Genomic DNA, 19655 nt, shown 5'->3' with positions numbered 1-19655 from the left:
GAAGAGGCCGAAAACCCGCCTTGGGAGCTACCGGGTGGGCTTGCCTACCGATTCCCCGGTTTCTGGGGCACAATGGATAGGTGACTGATGAAAAAACTACACCCGAAGTAATTGCTCTGGTTGGCGACTGGCTGACCATCCCCGATATCGCAGAAGCCCTTGACCTCAAGGTCACCCGCGTCCACAACCTGCTGGCTGACGGAACCCTGCTGGCCGTGCGCGACCCCGAAACCGGCGTCCGCAAGGTTCCTGCCCTCTTCATGCGCGAAGACCGCGTTCTCGAACCCCTCAAAGGCACCCTGAGCGTGCTGGCTGATGCGGGGTTCACTGCAGAAGAAGCTATCGTCTGGCTCTACACCGTTGACGAGACCCTACCGGGCCGCCCTATCGACGCCCTGATTGACGGTCGCAAGACCGAAATCCGCCGCCGCGCCTCGGCCCTGGCCTGGTAAGGCTTTTAAAGATTTAGATAGAGAACAGTAGGCTCACACCCCGGTGTGAGCCTACTGTATTTTATCAGCTCTACAGTGGTGCGCTAGAAAGAGCGGTGCAGGGCCTTAGCCGCAATGGCCCGCAGGGCCTGCCGTACGGACGCTTCGAGATCGAGGGCTTCAAGGGTGGCTAGGGCCTCGTCCCCCTTCGCTTGAATCATCTCTTCGACAGCCAGGAGGGCGCCGGAGTCCCGCATGAGACGCTGGAGCTCTTGGATAGTTTCTGCCCCCAGATTGGGGGAGCCCAGGGAGTCTTCGAGGAAGGCCTGCTGATCGGCATTACTCTTCATAGCGGTAAAGGCCGTGAGGACGGTGCGCTTGCCCTCACGCAGGTCATCGCCGGCAGGCTTGCCTGTGGTTTCGGGCTCGCCGAAGACCCCCAGCACATCATCCCGCAGCTGGAAACCCTCGCCCAGGGGGAGAGCAAAGGCCCGGTAGCCTGTGACCAGTTCGGAGGCCTCCCCGTGCTTCAGACCAAGTCCCAGGGCCCCGCCCAGGGCAATGGGGTGTTCGCAGGAGTATTTAGCAGCCTTATAGCGAATCACGTTCTTGGCCCGTTCAAGGGCAACTTCTGGCTCCTCTTCGGGCACAACTTCGCTCACAATATCGAGGTACTGGCCAGCCATAACCTCAGTGCGCATCAGGTCAAAGATAAAGCGGGCCTCACTGGCGGCGGTGAGCTCAGGGATAGACGAGAACACCATTTCTGACCACGACAGGCACAGGTCGCCGGCCAAGATAGCACTTGATACACCGAAGGATGAGGGGCTGGTCTTATAGCCCAGCTCCCGGTGCATGGCCTCGAATCGGCGGTGCACGCTGGGGGCACCCCGTCGGGTATCGGAAGCGTCGATGATGTCATCGTGAATCAGGGCTGCGGTCTGGAAGAGCTCAATCGCCACACCGGCTCGAACGATAGACTCGGTGATCCCCGTTCCACCTGCCCCGCGGTAGCCCCAGTAGGCTAGCAGCGCCCGAAGGCGCTTACCGCCGGTGGAAAGGGCGCGGACGGACTCCAGCAGGGGCAGGGTCTCAACCGAAAGGGTTGCCATAAGTTCCTGCTGGGTATCAAAAAAGCGGCCCATCTCGGCTTCGAGAGCCTCAAGGTAGGCTGCGGACTCGTCGGGGCCGGTAGCTGGGGCTGGCTGGGGGGTCATGACGTCCTTAGGTCTGAGGATAGCTCTGCACACCAGTCTAGTAGATAGGGGCCTGCGTCTGGTCAAAACGCACCTGACTGGCTAGGATAGATTAGAACATAGTTTCGATAGATGGGGTGGGGTAGATGGGGCAGCAGACTACTCAGGGTGTGCGGACGGACGCCCCTGCCCGCATCATTATGCACCTCGATATGGACGCCTTCTTCGTCAACGTCGAACTTCTTTCCCGGCCTGCCCTGCGCGGGCGTCCGCTCATCGTTGCCCGCAATTCGCCGCGCTCGGTCGTCCTCTCCGCCTCCTACGAAGCCCGCCGCTACGGGGTGCGATCCGCCATGCCCCTGGCCCGCGCCCGCCAGCTCTGCCCAGCTGCCCTGCTGCTGGAGCCATCCGCCCACTATCGCAGCTACTCGGCCCAGGTCATGACCATCTTGGGAGCCATCACCGACCGCCTAGAACAGGTGAGCGTTGATGAAGCCTTCCTTGACCTCACTGGCGCCGTCCGTACCCAGGGGAACCCCGTTGATATCGCCCAGCAGGCCCGCGAACGCATTAAAACCGAGCTGGGCCTACCGAGTTCCGTAGGGATTTCATCGAGTAAATTCGTTGCCAAGATGGCTTCGGCCGGCTCCAAACCCAACGGCCTCTGGGTGGTCCCACCCCACCGAGTGCAAGAATTTCTTGACCCTCTGCCGGTTGGCAAGCTCTGGGGTGTTGGAGCTAAAAGCACCGCCTACCTTGAGGGGCTGGGCATTCATACCGTCGCCCAGCTGCGGGAATACGACCTGCCCTGGCTCCAGAGCCGCTGCGGGCAAGCAGCAGGCCTGCACCTCTATGAACTAGCCCGCGGCATAGACCGCCGCAAGGTCACCCCCGAGCGCAGTGAAAAATCAATCGGAGCCGAACACACCTTCACCACCGACCAGACCGATGCCGAAGCAATCGCTGCAGAGCTCTACACCCTCTGCCTGACCGTAGCCCGCAGACTGCGGGCTGCCGGGCGGCAAACCCGAGCCCTCAGCCTCAAAATCCGCTACTCGGACTTCGAAACCCTCACCCGATCCTGCCCCCTCCCCCTTGCAACCGTATCTGGCCGCGTCATGTTTGACGCCGTCATCGCCCATCTCAAGCAGCTCGAGGTCTTACAGGCTGACGGCTCCTCCCATCGGCCAATACGCCTGCTCGGTGTGCGCGCAGAAAAACTTGAAGGACGGGACGCCGGTGTGCAGATGCAACTCTTCACCCCGAGCTCACCCGGAACGGCTAACCAGGCTGCCTTGTCGACCCAGGATTCCCTTGCCGAAGAATGGGAAGAAGCGGAAAACGCCATGGACACCATCAACACCCGCTTCGGTGGCAAGAGCCTGCTCCCCGCTAGCCTACTCACCCCTGGCGGCCGAAAAGAGCGATGAAATGAGAGGTCATTTTCAGGGAGCGTCTAGGCTGCACCCAAGGGCTACCGGTAAGATGAGTAAACAAACTAACGCGTGCTCGCGTGCGGGTTGCACGCCCCATCTGCGCGTTCAGGCTTACCGCACAAGCTAAGGAGACACCATGGCGCTTTCAGAACGGGAACAGGAACTGCTGGCCCAGCTCGAAAAGCAGCTCAACAACGACCCCGCCTTCGCGTCAACCATGACCGGCCCCCAGCCCCTGGTGGCTCCCGCTGTTACCTCATCTCCCCGCAACCTCGTCATTGGTGCCCTCGTTGCCGTTGTTGGCCTGGGCGTTATTATTGCCGGGGTATCCACCAAGATTATTCTTCTGGGTGTTCTTGGCTTCGTGCTAGCAGCTGCCGGAGTCTACTTTGCCACCACCGCCCCCAAGGGCGCGAAAGCTGCCGGTGGTGGAGCGTCCGCCCGCCCAGCCCCCTCAAAAGCTAAGGGCAGCTCCCGCTTCATGCAGAACCTCGAAAATAAGTGGGACGAGCGCCAAGGCGGCTCCCGCTTCTAATTCTCCCTCCTGATTTTTACCTACCGCCTGGCCTGTACCGGGCGGTTTTTGTATGCCTCAAACTTCATATATGGAGCGGCGAGAAGACCCCCATGGGTGGGCCTCGAACAAGCCCGAGAGTGGGCGGTGAGCTGCAAGGACAGTATTCCGTGTGAAAACACTCAAAAACCCGGTAAAAATTCCGTATTTGGTACATTCAGTGGGGCATAGTGGAGTAAAGTGGAGGAGATAGAACAACACTGGTGTAGTTTCCCTCCTGTTACGGGGGAATAAGGACGACAGGTAGAGGCGGTGGTGCCATGTTCCTCGGAACCCACACCCCGCGTCTGGACGCCAAAGGGCGCCTGATTCTTCCCGCGAAATTTCGCGAGCAGCTAGAAGCAGGGCTTGTGCTCACCCGCGGGCAGGAGCGTTGCCTCTACGTCTTTACCATGACCGAGTTTGAGCGCATCCACGAGCAGCTGCGCACAGCTCCTCTGTCGTCAAAGCAGGCACGAGACTACATCCGCGTTTTTCTGTCGGGGGCATCCGACGAGGTACCCGATAAGCAGGGGCGAATCACCATACCTCAAAACCTCAGAGACTACGCTGGGCTAGAAAAAGACCTCACGGTCATCGGCGCAGGATCACGGGCAGAAATATGGAGCACCGACGCCTGGGAGGCCTACCTGAAGGAACAGGAAGAAGCCTTCTCTGGCACCGATGATGAAATCCTGCCAGGGCTCATGCTCTAACCCCACAGACCGCGGACCACAAAACCACCAACACGAGGAGCACCCCTTGACTCAGGTAGAGAACCTCTCACCCGGCAAGGACGCCAAAGACAGGCACGTGCCGGTCATGCTAGACCGCTGCCTCGACCTCCTCGCGCCCGCAATCTCTCGACCCGGTGCTGTTGTGATCGACGGAACCCTGGGCATGGGCGGCCACTCTGAAGCCATGCTTGAGCGCTTCGAAGACCTCACCCTCATCGGTATCGACCGGGACCTCATGGCCCACAAGCTCGCCGGTGAGCGCCTGGCCCGCTTTGGCGACCGCTTCATCCCCGTACATGCCGTGTACGACGAGATTCCGCGTGCCATGGCAGAAGCCGGCATCACCGAGGTAGACGGTGTGCTCTTTGACCTGGGTGTGTCGTCCATGCAGCTTGATGAACGTGAGCGCGGTTTCGCCTACTCCTACGACGCCCCGCTCGATATGCGTATGGACAACACCGAGGAGCTCACCGCCGCTCTCGTGGTCAACACCTACGAAGAAGCAGAGCTGCGCCGCATCATTCGCCAGTGGGGTGAAGAAAAATTTGCAGCCCGCATTGCCTCCCGTATCGTAGCGGCCCGCGCCGAGCGTCCTTTTGAGACGACCGGCCAGCTGGTCAAAGTAATTCAGCAGGCCGTGCCCGTAGCCGCCCAGCGCAAGGGCGGGCACCCTGCCAAGCGCACCTTCCAGGCCCTGCGCATCGAGGTCAACCACGAACTCGATGCCCTAGAGCGTGCCATACCGGCAGCAATCGACGCCCTCAACCTGGGCGGACGCTGCGTGGCCATGAGCTACCACAGCCTCGAAGACAAGATTGTCAAACGAGCCTTCACCGCCCGGGCCACCTCCAGCGCCCCCAAGGGTTTTCCCGTTGAGCTCGAAGAACATAAACCCGAACTCAAAATCATTACCCGCGGGGCTGAACCCCCCACCGAGCAGGAGATTGAAGAGAACTCGCGGGCGGCGTCCGCAAAACTGAGGGCAGCAGAAAAAATCAAGACATCAAAGGCAACACGATGAGCGCGGAACCCCGTTTCCCCACCTCAACCGACGAGGGCGGGCAGCTGAACAAGCCCCGCCTGTCTGTGGTGCGCGATGAACCCCAAGAAGCAGCCCCCGCCCGCCGTCCTCTCTCACGCTCCCGGGCCCTGCGCGCTACCTCCAACCGCTGGCGCGTCTTCGTGGCCCTGGGTGCCATGCTCGTTGCCCTGCTCACCGTACTGGTGCTGAGCATCGTCATGGCCTCCCGCCAGTACGACCTGGTTGAGCTACGAGCTCAAGAGCAGGCCCTCATCCAGCAGAATGAGGCCCTGGCCCAGGAAATCGAATTCCACCAGGCCCCCCAGGACCTGGCTATCCGCGCAAGCCAGCTAGGGCTGGTAGCTGCCTCTAGCCAGGCCACTCTCGACCTGCAAACCGGTGAAATCACCGGCACCCCCCTGGCCGCTGTTGAAGGCGAAGCCGCAACAAAGAACCTGATTGCACCCCCTGCCCTGGCCGACACCCAGGCCTACGAAGAGGCCAGCGCCCGGGCCGAGGAACAGCGCAAGAAGGAAGAAACCGAAGCCAAGGCCTCAGCAGAAGCATCAGCCAGCGCGGCCGCTTCAGCAAGTGCCCAGGCCTCAGCTCCTGCCAGCGCCTCACCTGCGGCCCAGACCTCAGCCCAGCCGTCCGCTACGGCAAGCGCAGGCGGTCAATAGCAAGCGCGTGATACGGTGCCTGCCCTGGTGGCGGGCACCTGTTCGCCTTATGGGGTAGCGGGCCTACCGCGCAGCGCGCGGGCCATAGTAAAGAGTGAACCACAGCGGAAGAGAAATAGGGGACGATGAGCGGCACTGAGCAGAACGAACCCGTACAGGGCATCAAACGCACCGTTGGGCGGCGCGGCTTTATCGCGGGTACCCTGGGCGTCGGTGGCCTGGGCGTCGTGGGCCTGCGCCTTGCCTGGTTGCAGGGTCTTGACCCGAACGGTCTAGCCGACGCTGCTAAGGCCCAGCGTACCCGTAAGCAGACCATCCCAGCCCTGCGCGGGGAGATTCTCGATATCAACGGCAACGTGCTGGCCCGCAGTGTGCAGCGCTACAACATCACCGTTGACCAGTCTGCCGTGGCGAACTTTAAACGCTATACCGAGGAAAGCCGTGACCCGGTTGAGGTGACCCCCACCGAGCTGGTGTATGAGCTGGCCGATATTCTTGAAATGAGTGACGCCGATGTGAAGGCAGCGCTCGATGGCGACCTCAAATACAAGATTGTGAAGGAGAACGTTACTCCTGCGATCTATAACAAGGTAGATGCCCTGGGCGCTCCCTATATTTACGGGGAGATTCTGTCTGACCGTAAGTACCCCAATGGCCAGGTAGGTGGCTCGGTGGTGGGCCGCTTTAGCATTATTGAAGAAGCCGTGGACGGTACCAGCGGCGAGACCCGCCAGATGAATAACTCGGTGGGTATCGAACGTACCATGGGGGAGTACCTGGCCGGTATTGACGGTGAACGTATCTACGAGATTTCAGCCGATGGCATCCGCATCCCGATTGGGGATGAGCAGAATACCCCTGCCCAGGACGGTAAGAGCGTACGCCTGACCATTAACCAGGACGTACAGTATTTCGCCCAGCAGGTGGTCAAGGCCCGTGCTGAGGAGCTGAAGGCTGAGTGGGGTACGGCCATTGTGATGGACGTGCGCGACGGCTCAATTCTGGCCCTGGCAGATTCTTCGACCATGGACCCCGGTGCTGAGCGTTTTGAGCTGGCCGATATGAACCCCCGCGCTATTACCCAGGTCTTTGAACCTGGCTCTACCGAGAAGATTTTGACCACTGCTGCCGTCTTTGAAGAGGGTATTGCTGAACCTGAGACCGTCTACGATGTGCCTGCTGAGCTCGAAATTGACCAGCAGACCATCACCGATCCTTTCGTACACCCAGCCCAGAAGCGTACTGTTGCCGGTATTATTGCTGACTCGATGAACACCGGTACCGTCATGATGGGTAGCAAGCTCACCAAGGAGCAGCGCTACAACTGGCTTAAGAAGTTTGGCATGGGGGAGTTCACCGGTATTGAGCTGACCGGTGAGTCCCAGGGCCTGGTCAGTGACTGGCGGGACTGGGATATCCGCCAGCAGTACACGGTTCTCTTTGGCCAGGGTGTTGCCCAGTCGGCCCTGCAGACCTCAATGATTTTCCAGGCTATGGCGAATAAGGGGGTTATGCTCAAGCCCCGAATTATTGACGCTGTGATTGATACGGACGGCACCGAGGAAGTCCGCGAGGTCGCTGAAGGTACCCGCATGGTGAGTGAGGAAACCGCCCGTAAGACTTTGCAGGTGATGGAAGCTGTGGTCTACCAGGGTGGCGCTAAGGGTGCCCAGATTAACGGCTACCGGGTTGCCGGTAAGACCGGTACCGCAGAAAACGTGGGCGAAGGTTCTAGCACCTATGACGGATGGACCACCTCTTTTGTAGGGGTCGCTCCTACCGAGAACCCCCGCTTCCTGGTCTCGGTAACCATGCACCGACCGCAGACCACGGCATCGGCTGTTGGCCTGGCCAACACTACGGCCCAGTTCGCGGAGATTATGGAGAAAACCCTGCACATCTACAATGTGCCGCGCTCCACTACCGAGCCGCAAGAGACCCCTAAGTTCGCTAAGGGCCACGACGAAAACGGCTAAAGTAGACCCTATTAGCACTCGCGCCGCACAGCGCACCTTAACATAGACCGCCCATTGGAGGGAAAGCCCGTGACAGAAAACCGAGCACTGGATGGCAGCGCCCAGACCCTGCGCCCCCGTCAGGTTACCGAGCGCACCTGCGCTGAGGTTGCCGACTGGCTGGCCGAGGTTGGACTGGCGGCCCAGCTGGTGCAGGCGTCCGCCCGCCCTATCACCGGCATCACCATGGACTCCCGCGAAGTGCAGCCCGGTGACCTCTATGTTGCCCTGGGTGGGGCAAAGGCCCACGGTGCCTCCTTCCTTCCTGCAGCAATCGAGCTGGGGGCGTCCGCCCTGCTGACCGACGAAGCGGGCCTTGAGATTGTGCGTGAGCTGGGCCTTTCCGAGGACCTGGGCGTGGTTACTACCGACCAGGTGCGAGCTGCTGTCGGCCCGCTCTCTGCCCGTATCTATGCCTCCCAGCCCAGTAGCGGGGGAGCGCCCCGCCTCTTTGCGGTGACCGGCACTAACGGTAAGACCACCACCACCTACATGACCAACTCGATCATGCAGGCCCTGGGCCACACTACCGGCTTGATTGGTACCATCGAGATTCTTGCCGGTGGTCAGGCTATTCCCTCTAAGCTCACCACCCCTGAGTCCCCCCACGTGCACTCCCTCATTGCCCTGATGCGTGAGCAGGGTATTACCAGCGCAGCCATGGAAGTTTCATCTCATGCCCTGGACTACCGCCGCGTCGATGGCATCCGCTACGACATTGCGGGCTTTACCAACCTCACCCAGGATCATCTGGATTTGCACGGCACCATGGAGAGCTATTTTGACTCCAAGGCCGAGCTCTTCACCCCGGCCCCTACCCGCCGCGCCGTCATTACCGCCGATGACCGCTGGGGCCTTGCCATGGCAGAGCGTGCGGTTCAGACCCTGGGAGCCCGCGCCGTGGTGCGCCTCTTCACCAACTTCGGTGCCGGCTATGAGCAGGGGGCGGACGCTCTCACCTCCCTTGCTGCCCAGGACTGGGCCTTGGTGCAGGTAGAGCGCTCCGGTATCGGCCACTCCTTTACCCTGCGCCGTGGCGACGGTTTTGAACTGCCCAGCGCCACCTTACTCCCGGCAGACTTCAATGTCTCGAACGCTGCCTTAGCTGCCGTGATGGTCTTTGAGAGTGCCCGCGACGAGCTAGAGCGCGACCGTATCACCGAAGTGCTAGCCCGTACCGAGACCCTGACCCCCGTTGTCCCCGGCCGTATGCAGCTGATTTCTACCGAACCCACTGCCCTGGTGGACTTCGCCCACAACCCCGATGCTCTCAAACGTGCCCTTGAAGCAATTGAGCCGGCAGATGCGGACGGTAAGGTCATTATCGTGTTCGGTGCAACCGGTGAACGCGACCAGACCAAGCGCCCCCTCATGGGCGAAATCGCGGCCACCTACGCCGATATCGTTGTGGTCACCGACGATGACCCCCACGGCGAAGACCCTGCCCCCATCCGCGAGGCTGTTGAGGCCGGTGCTCTTGCGGCTCTTGAATCCGGTGCCCGCGCCCACCGGGTGCTTAACATCGAGCCCCGTGCCGCTGCCATTGACAAAGCTATCGCCCTGGCCGTCCCCAAAGACTCGATTCTGGTCGCTGGCCGCGGCCACGAGGTAGCCCAGGATGTTGCCGGTACCGATATCGACCTTGACGACCGGGTAGAGACCGCCCGCGCCCTTCAGGCTGCCGGCTTTAGTGTGCTCCCGGCCTACCAGACCCACCAGAAGTAACCTAAAGGTAAACCTATGATTGAACTTTCAGCGCTTGAGATTGAAGAAGCTGTAGCGGGTACCCTGCTGGGCCTAGACTCCGCCGGTGCTTCTGCCTTGGCTTGCACTTCTGCTACCACTGACTCCCGTGAGGTCGGCCCCGGCTGCCTCTTCATTGCCAAGCCCGGTGAGGTAACGGACGGCCATAACTTCCTACCCGCTGCCTTTGAGCAGGGGGCCTTTCTAGCTCTTGTTGAACGTGAGGTTCAGGACGCTGCCGGTAAGCCCTACCCCTCCATTCTGGTGGACGACGTTGTGCTGGCTATGGGCCGTCTGGCCGCCTACATCGTGGCTCGCCTGCGTGAGCGCGGCGGCGTGACGGTCGTGGGCATTACCGGTTCTGCGGGTAAGACCACCACCAAGGACCTGCTGGCAGCCATCTTTGGCGCTGAGGGCAAGACCGTAGCCCCCATCGGCTCCTTTAACGGTGAAGTCGGCGTGCCGCTGACCGTTTTCCGGGCCGAAGAAGACACCAAGTATCTGGTCATTGAGATGGGCGCTGACCGGGTAGGTAACATCAAGTACCTGACCGACATGATTTCCCCGGATTACGGGGTTGTGCTCAAGGTGGGCACCGCCCACGCCGGTGAGTTCGGCGGCGTCGATAACATCGAAGCGACCAAGGGCGAGATGGCAGAGGGCGTCCGCCTGGGTCTGGGCCTGAACATCGACGACTACCGGGTGAGGCGCATGCTGAACCGGGCGTCCACCCCCGTCACCTACTTCGGCGTTGAAGGACGCGAAGCGGAACTGACCCGCACCGCTAACCCCGGCGTGTCAGAAAACCGCATCACCGCGTCCAAGCTCACTACCACCGATGAAGGCAAACCCGCCTTCACCCTGACCTTCCCCGACGGGCAGAGCTTCGAGATCAGCTCCCAGCTCATTGGCGAACACCACGTCTACAACCTTCTGGCGGCAGCCACCGTCGCCTACCAGGCAGGCATTGCCCCCGATCGCATTGCCCAGCAGCTCAACACCGCAGGGGCAGCCTCCAAGTGGCGGATGCAGCGAAAAGACCGGGCCGACGGCGTGACCGTCATTAACGATGCCTACAACGCCAACCCCGAGTCCATGACCGCGGCCCTGCAGACCCTTGCCCAGCTGGGCCGTCTGCCCTCCACCAACCGCACCTGGGCCGTGCTCGGCGCCATGCTGGAACTAGGCGATCAGACCCTGACCGAACACGACCGCATCGGCCAGCTGGCAGTACGCCTCAACATTTCTAAGCTCATTGCCGTAGGCGACATCGCCAAGCCCATCTACAACACCGCCCACCTGGAAGGCTCCTGGGGCAATGAAGCAACCTGGGTTGCCAACACCGAGGAAGCCTTCGAACTGCTGCGCGGCGACCTAGAGCCGGGCGATATCGTCCTCTTCAAGTCCTCAAACGGGGCTGGCCTGGGCCTTCTCGGCCAAAAAGTTGCTGACTATGAGGGCAACCTCACCCACCATGAAGGTGATAGTGGGCAATCACAGCCCTGGTTAAGCGCCGGTGACTTTGTTCAGGCACTAAACTCAGACAGTGGCGCCCAGCCCGATGCTGCCGCCAAGACTACAGATAACTCATAACCGGGAAGGCACAGACACCGCATGATTTCCATCCTGTTGGCTGCCGCTTTCGGCCTGATCATCTCGATCGCCGGAACCCCGCTCTACACCAAATGGTTGGCGAAGCAGCAGTTCGGCCAGTTCATTCGCGAAGACGGCCCCACCTCACACCAGACCAAGCGGGGCACCCCCACCATGGGCGGCGTCATGATGATGGCAGCAACCGTCCTCGGCTTCTTCCTGGCACTGGTCCTCTCAGCCCTACTCACCGGCACCACCCTGGCCCCGTCGGCCTCGGTGCTGCTGGCAATGTTCCTCATGCTGGGCATGGCGGGCGTTGGCTTCATCGATGACTTCCAGAAGATTTGGAAGAAGCAGAGCGAGGGCCTAACCCCCAAGGGCAAGATTGTGCTCCAGGGGCTGATTGGTACCCTCTTTGCCGTGGGCGCCCTGCTGATTAAGGACGAACGCGGCTGGTCACCTGCCTCTTTCAATCTCTCCTTCACCCGCGATATCTCCTGGCTCGATTTGGCCTTTGCCGGGCCTGTAGTGGGTATTATCCTCTTCATCATCTGGGCCAACCTGATTGCCACCGCCACCACCAACGCGGTAAACCTCACCGACGGCCTGGACGGCCTGGCCACCGGCGCGGCCATCATGGTCTTCAGCGGCTACCTGCTGATTTCTATGTGGCAGCAGCAGCACCTGTGCGCACCCGGCTCCCTCGATAACGTCTGCTACGAGGTACCCGATTCAGGGCAGATGGCTATGCTGGCTGCCTCCCTGATTGGCGCCCTAATCGGCTTCCTCTGGTGGAACACCTCACCGGCCACCATCTTCATGGGCGATACCGGCTCCCTGGGCCTGGGCGGTGCGCTAGCTGCTTTCGCTATCATCACCCGCACCCAGATTTTGCTCCCCATCATTGCCGGCCTCTTCGTCATGATTGCTATCTCCGTCATCCTGCAGGTGGGCTACTTCAAGATGAGCGGGGGTAAGCGTATTTTCCGCATGGCCCCCCTGCAGCACCACTTTGAGCTCAAGGGCTGGACAGAAGTCAACGTGGTCATCCGCTTCTGGATCTTGGCAGGCCTGTTTGTGGCCATCGCCCTGGGGATCTTCTACGGTGACTGGCTGCTAAGCAATGGAGGTGTCTTCTAATGAAGGCAAGTAACGCAAACCCCGTCTACGGCTATGAGCGCCTGGAAGCGCTGACCAGCTGGGAATCCGACTGGGCCGGCCTGCGCGTGGTCGTAGCGGGCCTGGGTATCTCTGGCTTCTCAGCCGCTGACACCCTCATTGAACTGGGCGCCCGCGTAGTTGTGGTGGACGGTAACGATAACGAAACCGCCCGCGGCAAGGCAGATACCCTCAAGATTGTGGGCGCCGCCGGTTCAGTGCTGGGCCCCGGAGCTATGGACGCCCTACCCCTGGTTGAGGGGCAGCCCGCCGACCTCGTGGTCACCTCACCCGGCCTAGCCCCCACCATCGGTATTCTGGCCGATGCCGTAGCCCAGAAGATTCAAATCTGGGGCGATGTAGAGCTAGCCTGGCGCTTGCGCCAGCGCGAAGGACGCAAGGTCGCCCCCTGGCTGGCTATTACCGGCACCAACGGCAAGACCACCACCGTGGGCATGACGGAATCTATCCTGCAGACCGCAGGCTACAAGGCCATTGCCGTGGGTAACGTCGGCACCCCCATCCTTGATGCCCTGCGTGACCCCGTCGACTACGACTTCTTCGCAGTAGAGCTTTCCAGCTTCCAGTTGCACTGGACCTACTCCATGTCGCCCTTAGCCTCTGTCGTGCTCAACGTGGCAGAAGACCACGTCGACTGGCACGCAGGCTACGAGAACTACCTGGCCGATAAAGCCCGGATCTACGAGAACACCCAGGTCGCCTGCATCTTCAACGCCAACTACCCCGAGATCGTACAGATGGTCGAAGAAGCGGACGTCATCGAGGGCGCTCGCGCCATCGGTTTCTGGGCTGATACTCCCGGTCTTTCCATGCTGGGTGTGATTGACGGTCTGCTCATTGACCGGGCCTTCCTCGATGACCGCCGCAACCAGGCCCTGGAAGTGGCTGAAGTCGCAGATACCGGCCAGCTGCCGACCAAGCACACCGTAGAAAACGCTCTGGTTGCTGCTGCCCTGACCCGGGCAGCCGGTATTGAACCTGAACAGGTCAAGGCGGGCTTGCAGAACTACGAGCCCGGTGCCCACCGCATCCAGCTGGTGGCCAACACCCACGGGGTACTCTGGGTCAACGACTCTAAAGCCACCAACCCCCACGCTGCGAATGCTTCGCTGGCCTCCTTCAACCCTGTGATTTGGGTGGCCGGTGGCCTCTCGAAAGGCGTGACCTACGGCGAGCTGGTGGCTGAACACAAGGACCGCCTCAAGGCAGTGGTTATGATCGGCACTGATACCGCAGCCCTGGTGACAGCTCTAGCTGAGCAGGCCCCGGATGTGCCGGTCTACAAGATCAGCGAAAGCTCCCTGCTGGCCGATGCCAGCGACGGACGAGCCGTCATGAAACTGGCGGTCGCCAAGGCCCACGAGATTTCGGAACAGAACGACACCGTGCTCATGGCCCCTGCCGCAGCTTCAATGGACCAGTTCACCTCGTATGTGGAGCGCGGGAACGCCTTCATCGACGCGGTGGCCGACCTGGTCAACCAAATTAACTCCTAAAACCTATCGGTGTGGAGGGCGGGTAACCGGTAGCCACTGGTTTCCCACCCTCCCTCACCTTTAACCGCACCTAGGGCGGGGCGTCCTACCACGAGAGAACAGAAACGAGAAGACTATGAGCCTGGCAGCAGAAACCCGGTCCCCGCAGCGTCCTGGCTTTTTCCGGCGTCTCTGGGGGGTAGCCCGTACCAAGTGGGAAGAAGCCCAGATACGTCTGGGGGCTATGGTCCTGACTGATGTGCCCATTGTGCTGGTTGTTGCTGCTACCGTCCTAACCCTCTTCGGCGTCATGATGGTGCTCTCAGCCTCCAGCGTTGAGCAGATTTCTGCTGGTGCTGGGGCCTTCGCCCAGGCCCGTTCCCAGGGTATGTTTGCGGTTTTGGGTTTGGTTGCCATGCTGCTGGTGGGCTATCTGATACCCGTCACCTGGTACCGCCGCCCCTGGGTGGTTCACACCCTGCTGGGCCTGGCAGCCTTGCTACTCATTGCGGTTATTTTTGTAGGAACCACCGTCAACGGTAACCGCAACTGGATTAACATCGCCGGTTTCTCGATTCAGCCCTCTGAATTTGCAAAGCCCATCATGATTCTGTGGCTGGCCTCGGTCTACTCCCGTCAGGGACGCATCGACCGAGGTACTCTGGCCCAGACCGCCTATAAGGGCCTGGTACCAGCCGTTCTCGGCTTCGGTCTGATTGTCACCCTGATTCTGGCAGGTCACGATGTAGGTACCGTGCTGATCTATGCCCTCTTTTTCAGCGCTATTTTCATGGCCGCCCGCCCCTCCCGCAGGCTGGTCGCAATCAGCGCTGGCCTGGGTGCTCTTGCCGCCCTCGTGATGGTGGCTATCAGCCCCAACCGTATTGAACGTATCTTCAATACTTTTGCTTTCTGGCGCGACTGCGTTGAGGCAACCTGCGACCAGGCTAACTCGGGTCTGGCTGCTCTTGCTACCGGTGGTTTCTGGGGTGTGGGGCTAGGCCAGTCCCGCCAGAAGTACAACTACCTGCCCGAAGCCCACAACGACTATATTTTTGCGGTGGTTGGTGAAGAACTGGGTCTGATCGGTGCTATCGCCGTGCTGCTGCTCTATGCAGCCCTGATCTACTGTGCTATGCGTATCCTGCTGCGCTCCTCTGACCTCTTTATCCGCTACGCCACCATCGGCATCATTACCTGGATTGCAGGTCAGGCCCTGCTCAACATTGCCATGGTGGTAGGGCTTATGCCCGTCATCGGTGTGCCCCTGCCTCTTATTTCTGCTGGTGGCTCCGCTCTGGTGTCGTCGCTAACCGGAATCGGTATTCTCATCGCCTTTGCCCGCCAGACCCCGCTCAACCCGATTGTGGGGGAGCGTACCGGCATCGCCAACAGCAAGATGCAAAAGGACGCCGCCCGCCGCCTTGCTCTGGCCCGTATTGCTGAGCGAGAGCAGGCCGTCATCGCCGCAGACCCCGACGGCACAGGCTGGACTCTCGATAAGCTCACCACCCGCCTGGGAGCCCTCGTCGACGGGCGCACCCCGGCCCGCCCGGCGGCGTCCGCCCCTCAACGCGCCCAGGGGAGTGCGCGCACCGTGAGGCCCTCGGCAGCTACGGCGCGTCCGTCCGCCCAGACCGTCCGCCGGTCAAGCCCCCTGTCAGCTGAAGCCAGTGCCGAGGCCGCTATGGCCCGACGCTCTAGCTCGGCCAGTGGCGCCCGCCCCTCTGCCAGCGTGCAGCAGGCTCACTCGCGTACCACTGCGGCTCAGCCTCAGCACCCTGCCCGCCCGGTTTCGCCCACCACCGCAGCCAAGCCGCAGACCACCGAGCCGCAAGCCCCTGCCCCCAAGGAACAAAAACTGCCTGCCGGCTTACGTACGATTCGTAAAGCCCGCAAAGGCCCTGACCAGCACATAGGCGGGTAAGGTAGCTCACGCGCCGGGCTACCAAGATGTGCCTGTGAGCTAATCCGCGTAAACTAGGGGGCGAAACAGAACATTAAGGGAGTGAAACCTGATGACCCACGCACCCACTGTCGTGCTGGCAGGCGGCGGCACAGCCGGGCATATTAACCCCATGCTGGCTATCGCCCGAGCCCTCCAGGAGCGCGAGCCTGATGTCACCATCATGACCGTCGGCACCGAAAATAGCATGGAGGCCCGGCTCGTACCGGCAGCGGGCTACGACATCAGCTTCATCCCGAAGGTTCCCTTCCCCCGCCGCCCCAACCTTGACGCCATCAAGTTCCCCGGCCGGTTCCGGGCCTCGCTCAAGCAGGCCGAGAAGATTCTGACCGACACCGGGGCGGACGTCCTGGTGGGCGTGGGCGGTTACGTGTGCACCCCCATGTACCTGGCAGCCCGCAAGCTGGGCGTGCCCGTAGTAATTCACGAGGCCAATGCCAAGCCCGGCCTCGCCAACAAGGTAGGTGCGAAGAATGCAGCCCTGGTAGCTACCGCCTTCCCCGATACCCCCATCGCCGGTGCCCGCACCGTGGGTATGCCTATGCGCCAGAACATCGCTGACCTCGACCGCGCCTCTGAACAGGGCGCTGCCCGGGAGCGCCTGGGCCTTGACCCCGCCCTGCCCACCCTGGTGGTCACCGGCGGGTCCCTGGGAGCCTTGAGCCTCAACCGGGCAGTTGCTGAGATCATTGATGAGATTGCTCCGGCAGGCTACCAGCTACTGCACATCACCGGCCGTGACAAGGCGGTTAAGGACGACTCCGGCCAACTCCGCACAGCCCCCGGCTACCAGCAGGTTGAGTTCATTACCTCCATGGAAGATGTCTACGCCGCTGCCGACCTTATGATTGTGCGCTCTGGTGCGGCAACCGTCAGCGAGGTCGCTGCCGTGGGCCTACCGGCTATCTTTGTTCCCCTACCCATCGGCAACGGCGAGCAAGCACTGAACGCCCGTTCCCTGGTGGCTGCCGGGGCAGCCCTGCTGGTAGACGACTCCGATTTCACCGCTAGCTGGTTCCGCCAGAATGTACCGGCCCTGCTGGCAGACACCGATAAACTTACCGACATGGCAGAAAAGTCCTACCGGCACGGCATCCGCGATGCCGCGCAGGTCATGGCAGACGAAGTACTGAAGGCGGCCCGCGCATGAGCACCTCACTAATGGATCTTTCAATTGACCTTCCCGCTCCCCTCAACCCTCCCTTCCCCGAGCGTCCTGCCCTGGCCGACCTGGGGCGGGTGCATTTTGTAGGTATTGGTGGGGCCGGCATGTCGGCTATCGCCAGGCTGATGCTGCGCACCGGTATGACTGTGAGCGGGTCTGACCAGGCCGAGAGTGCTGCTGTTGATAGCCTGCGTGCACTGGGTGCCCGCGTGTCGGTACCCCAGGCAGCTGAGAACATCGAGGACGCGGACACCGTGGTCATCTCAACCGCTATCCGCGAAGAAAACCCTGAGCTTGCTGCCGCCCGTGCCCGCGGCCTGCGCGTGCTGCACCGCTCTGAAGCTCTTGCAGCGACCATGCAGGACTCCAAGGTGATCGCGGTTGCCGGTACCCACGGCAAGACTACCACCTCATCTATGATTTCGGTGATGCTAGACGGCCTAGGGCTAGACCCCTCTTTTGCGGTCGGTTCTACCATCGCCGGCTACAACACTAACGCCCACCTGGGCGCATCTGGCCCCGAATCCTGGTTCGTGGCTGAAGCCGATGAATCCGACGGCTCCTTTGTGCGTTACCGCCCCGAGATTGCGGTTATTACCAACGCTGAGCCCGACCACCTGGACTTCTACGGCACTAACAAGCGGGTTTTCGAAGCATTCAATCGCTTTATCTCCTCTATGGCACCGGGCGGTGTCTTCGTGACCTGCTCTGACGATGCCGGTGCAGCCACCCTCGCAGCTCAGGCCACGGACGCCGGTGTGCAAGTTGTGACCTACGGTGAGGGGGAGGGCGCCATGGTTCGCCTGACCGGTATCACCTCTGAAGGAACTGACTGCTCTTCGAATCTGGTCTGGGACTTCACCGTAGGCGGCCAGCAGTTCGCGGGGCAGCTTACCCTGACCCTGCCGGTGCCCGGTATTCATAACCAGCTCAACGCCACGGCGTCCTTTGTCTGCGCCCTGCTGGCTGGCGCTAGCCCCGAAGAGGCCGTGAAGGCGCTGGCCCACTTCTCGGGTACCGACCGCCGCTTTACCCTGCGCGGTGAAGCCGCCGGGGTCAAGGTCTTTGATGACTACGCCCATCACCCCACCGAGGTACACCGTGCCCTGGAAACCGGCCGTACGGTCGCTGCCGGGCACAACCTCTACGTGATTTTCCAGCCCCATCTCTTCTCCCGCACCAAGGAGTTCGCTACCGAGTTCGCTGAGTCGCTGTCTCAGGCTGACCGCAGCTACGTGCTCGATATCTACCCCGCCCGTGAGAAGCCGATGGAGGGCGTTACCAGCCATCTCATCACCGAGGCCGGTTTCTCCGAGGTGCACTACGCTGAGAGCACCGACCAAGCTATCGAGGCCGTGGTGTCTGCCACCCTACCCGGCGATATCATCATGACCGTTGGTGCCGGTGACGTGACCGCCCTGGGCCGGGTACTGGTAGAGAAGCTTGCTGCCCGTGAAGGTGCTGCGCTCTAGTGGCTGATGAAAAGAAGCCCCGTATTCGCTTGAATTCCGCTAAGGTAAGCCAGCTACCAGGGGCTGGCGATAACTTGGTAGACATCTCTGAAAACAGTCGTTTCGCCCAGTGGCGCCAGGCCCAGGAAGAGGAACGGCAGAGCGGGCAGAACGAGCCCCAGAGGCTGCCTTCTGCTCCCGTGCAGCTGCGCCCCAAACGTCGGGCAGTCGGCAGCTGGAAGAAGTGGGCCTACGGGGCGGGTGCCCTGGTGCTCACTACCCTGATTTTTGTGGGGGTTGTTTTCTTCTCGCCCCTGCTGGCTACCCGGACGATTACGGTAGAAGGCGCTTCTTTGCTGGATGAGACTACCGTGCAGCAGCAGCTGAGCCAGCTCCAGGGAGTTCCCATGACCCGCATTAGTGAGTCTGAGGTTGCCTCTTTGATCGGCAATGAGAATGTGCTCTACGGGGTGACTCTGCAGGCAACTCCTCCCCACGAGCTGGTGGTGCAGTTGCATGAGCGGGTGCCCGTGGCCGTGGTGGAGAACGAGGGTAGCTTCGTGCTGGTTGATAATGAGGGAGTCCAGCTGGGCACCGCGGCCTCGGTTGAGGACGCCGGCGTTCCGCTGGTTGCCGGAGGCCTGGATATTCTGGAATCGGCTGCTTTTAGTACCGTAACCGGTGTGCTGGCGGCCTTGCCGACCTCGATTCTGTCTCAGGTGTCTGAGGCTAAGGCCGACTCTGCATCAACCATTACCCTAGAAATGGTAGACGGGACGCAGGTGGTTTGGGGGACCCCAGAAGGTAGCGACCTTAAAGCTAAGGTTCTAGTTCAGCTTATGGACTCGGTGGGTAGCCAGCAGGCCGTAGAAACCTACGATGTCTCAAGCCCCCTCGTCCCCACCGTAAAATAGTTTCAACTTCTACCTGAAGTTCCTTCCTGACCTTGATATTTTCTGAGAAAAATAAGGTCATGGGTGAAACGAGGGCGACATTGCAAGGTGAAGTTGATAC

The 19655-nt window shown here is 61.1% G+C and carries 16 protein-coding genes; 15 read left to right on the top strand and 1 reads right to left on the bottom strand.

Annotated features, from left to right (window positions below):
- The first annotated feature begins 80 nt into the window (after positions 1-80).
- Positions 81-452, top strand: coding sequence for an Rv2175c family DNA-binding protein (locus QM007_RS07610; RefSeq protein ID WP_283489408.1), 372 nt, complete (start codon positions 81-83; stop codon positions 450-452).
- Between the two features lie 83 nt (positions 453-535).
- On the opposite strand, the gene QM007_RS07605 is transcribed toward QM007_RS07610, so the two are convergent.
- Positions 536-1648, bottom strand: a complete 1113-nt coding sequence (locus tag QM007_RS07605; protein WP_283489407.1) for a polyprenyl synthetase family protein — start codon at positions 1646-1648, stop codon at positions 536-538.
- A gap of 125 nt (positions 1649-1773) precedes the next feature.
- Between QM007_RS07605 and dinB the strand changes: the two genes are divergently transcribed.
- The 14 genes from dinB to QM007_RS07535 all read left to right on the top strand — a co-directional run bounded on the left by dinB (position 1774) and on the right by QM007_RS07535 (position 19555).
- Entirely contained in the window at positions 1774-3057 is a 1284-nt protein-coding gene (gene dinB / locus QM007_RS07600) for a DNA polymerase IV (protein ID WP_283489406.1), read from the top strand.
- A 142-nt stretch (positions 3058-3199) separates the two neighbouring features.
- Entirely contained in the window at positions 3200-3598 is a 399-nt protein-coding gene (locus QM007_RS07595) for a DUF3040 domain-containing protein (RefSeq protein WP_283489405.1), read from the top strand.
- 299 nt (positions 3599-3897) lie between these two features.
- A complete protein-coding gene (gene mraZ / locus QM007_RS07590) occupies positions 3898-4332 on the top strand; it encodes a division/cell wall cluster transcriptional repressor MraZ (RefSeq protein ID WP_237195302.1) in 435 nt (144 codons plus the stop codon).
- Between the two features lie 46 nt (positions 4333-4378).
- Positions 4379-5374 (top strand): 16S rRNA (cytosine(1402)-N(4))-methyltransferase RsmH, encoded by a 996-nt coding sequence (rsmH, locus tag QM007_RS07585; protein ID WP_283489404.1) that lies wholly within the window; start codon positions 4379-4381, stop codon positions 5372-5374.
- Entirely contained in the window at positions 5371-6054 is a 684-nt protein-coding gene (gene ftsL, locus QM007_RS07580) for a cell division protein FtsL (protein ID WP_283489403.1), read from the top strand. The genes rsmH and ftsL overlap by 4 nt, the downstream gene beginning before the upstream one ends.
- Positions 6055-6179: 125 nt before the next feature.
- Positions 6180-8030, top strand: coding sequence for a peptidoglycan D,D-transpeptidase FtsI family protein (locus QM007_RS07575; protein ID WP_283489402.1), 1851 nt, complete (start codon positions 6180-6182; stop codon positions 8028-8030).
- 69 nt (positions 8031-8099) lie between these two features.
- Entirely contained in the window at positions 8100-9794 is a 1695-nt protein-coding gene (locus QM007_RS07570) for a Mur ligase family protein (protein ID WP_283489401.1), read from the top strand.
- 15 nt (positions 9795-9809) lie between these two features.
- On the top strand, positions 9810-11405 hold the full coding sequence (locus QM007_RS07565) for a UDP-N-acetylmuramoyl-tripeptide--D-alanyl-D-alanine ligase (protein WP_283489400.1): 1596 nt from the start codon (positions 9810-9812) through the stop codon (positions 11403-11405).
- Between the two features lie 21 nt (positions 11406-11426).
- A complete protein-coding gene (mraY, locus tag QM007_RS07560; protein WP_283489399.1) occupies positions 11427-12545 on the top strand; it encodes a phospho-N-acetylmuramoyl-pentapeptide-transferase in 1119 nt (372 codons plus the stop codon).
- Positions 12545-14080, top strand: coding sequence for a UDP-N-acetylmuramoyl-L-alanine--D-glutamate ligase (murD, locus tag QM007_RS07555; protein WP_283489398.1), 1536 nt, complete (start codon positions 12545-12547; stop codon positions 14078-14080). Before mraY ends, murD begins: the two co-directional genes overlap by 1 nt.
- Positions 14081-14195: 115 nt before the next feature.
- On the top strand, positions 14196-15986 hold the full coding sequence (locus QM007_RS07550; protein ID WP_283489397.1) for an FtsW/RodA/SpoVE family cell cycle protein: 1791 nt from the start codon (positions 14196-14198) through the stop codon (positions 15984-15986).
- A 91-nt stretch (positions 15987-16077) separates the two neighbouring features.
- Positions 16078-17175: an undecaprenyldiphospho-muramoylpentapeptide beta-N-acetylglucosaminyltransferase gene (murG, locus tag QM007_RS07545; RefSeq protein WP_283489396.1), complete on the top strand. Its 1098-nt coding sequence runs from the start codon at positions 16078-16080 to the stop codon at positions 17173-17175.
- A complete protein-coding gene (gene murC, locus QM007_RS07540; RefSeq protein ID WP_283489395.1) occupies positions 17172-18662 on the top strand; it encodes a UDP-N-acetylmuramate--L-alanine ligase in 1491 nt (496 codons plus the stop codon). The genes murG and murC overlap by 4 nt, the downstream gene beginning before the upstream one ends.
- Positions 18662-19555, top strand: coding sequence for a cell division protein FtsQ/DivIB (locus tag QM007_RS07535; RefSeq protein WP_283489394.1), 894 nt, complete (start codon positions 18662-18664; stop codon positions 19553-19555). Before murC ends, QM007_RS07535 begins: the two co-directional genes overlap by 1 nt.
- Positions 19556-19655: the final 100 nt, after the last annotated feature.

It is taken from the genome of Rothia sp. SD9660Na (assembly GCF_030064065.1).
Taxonomy (GTDB): Bacteria; Actinomycetota; Actinomycetes; order Actinomycetales; family Micrococcaceae; genus Rothia.
Note: the sequence above shows the minus strand (reverse complement) of the source record. Positions and strands in the feature narration are given on the sequence as shown.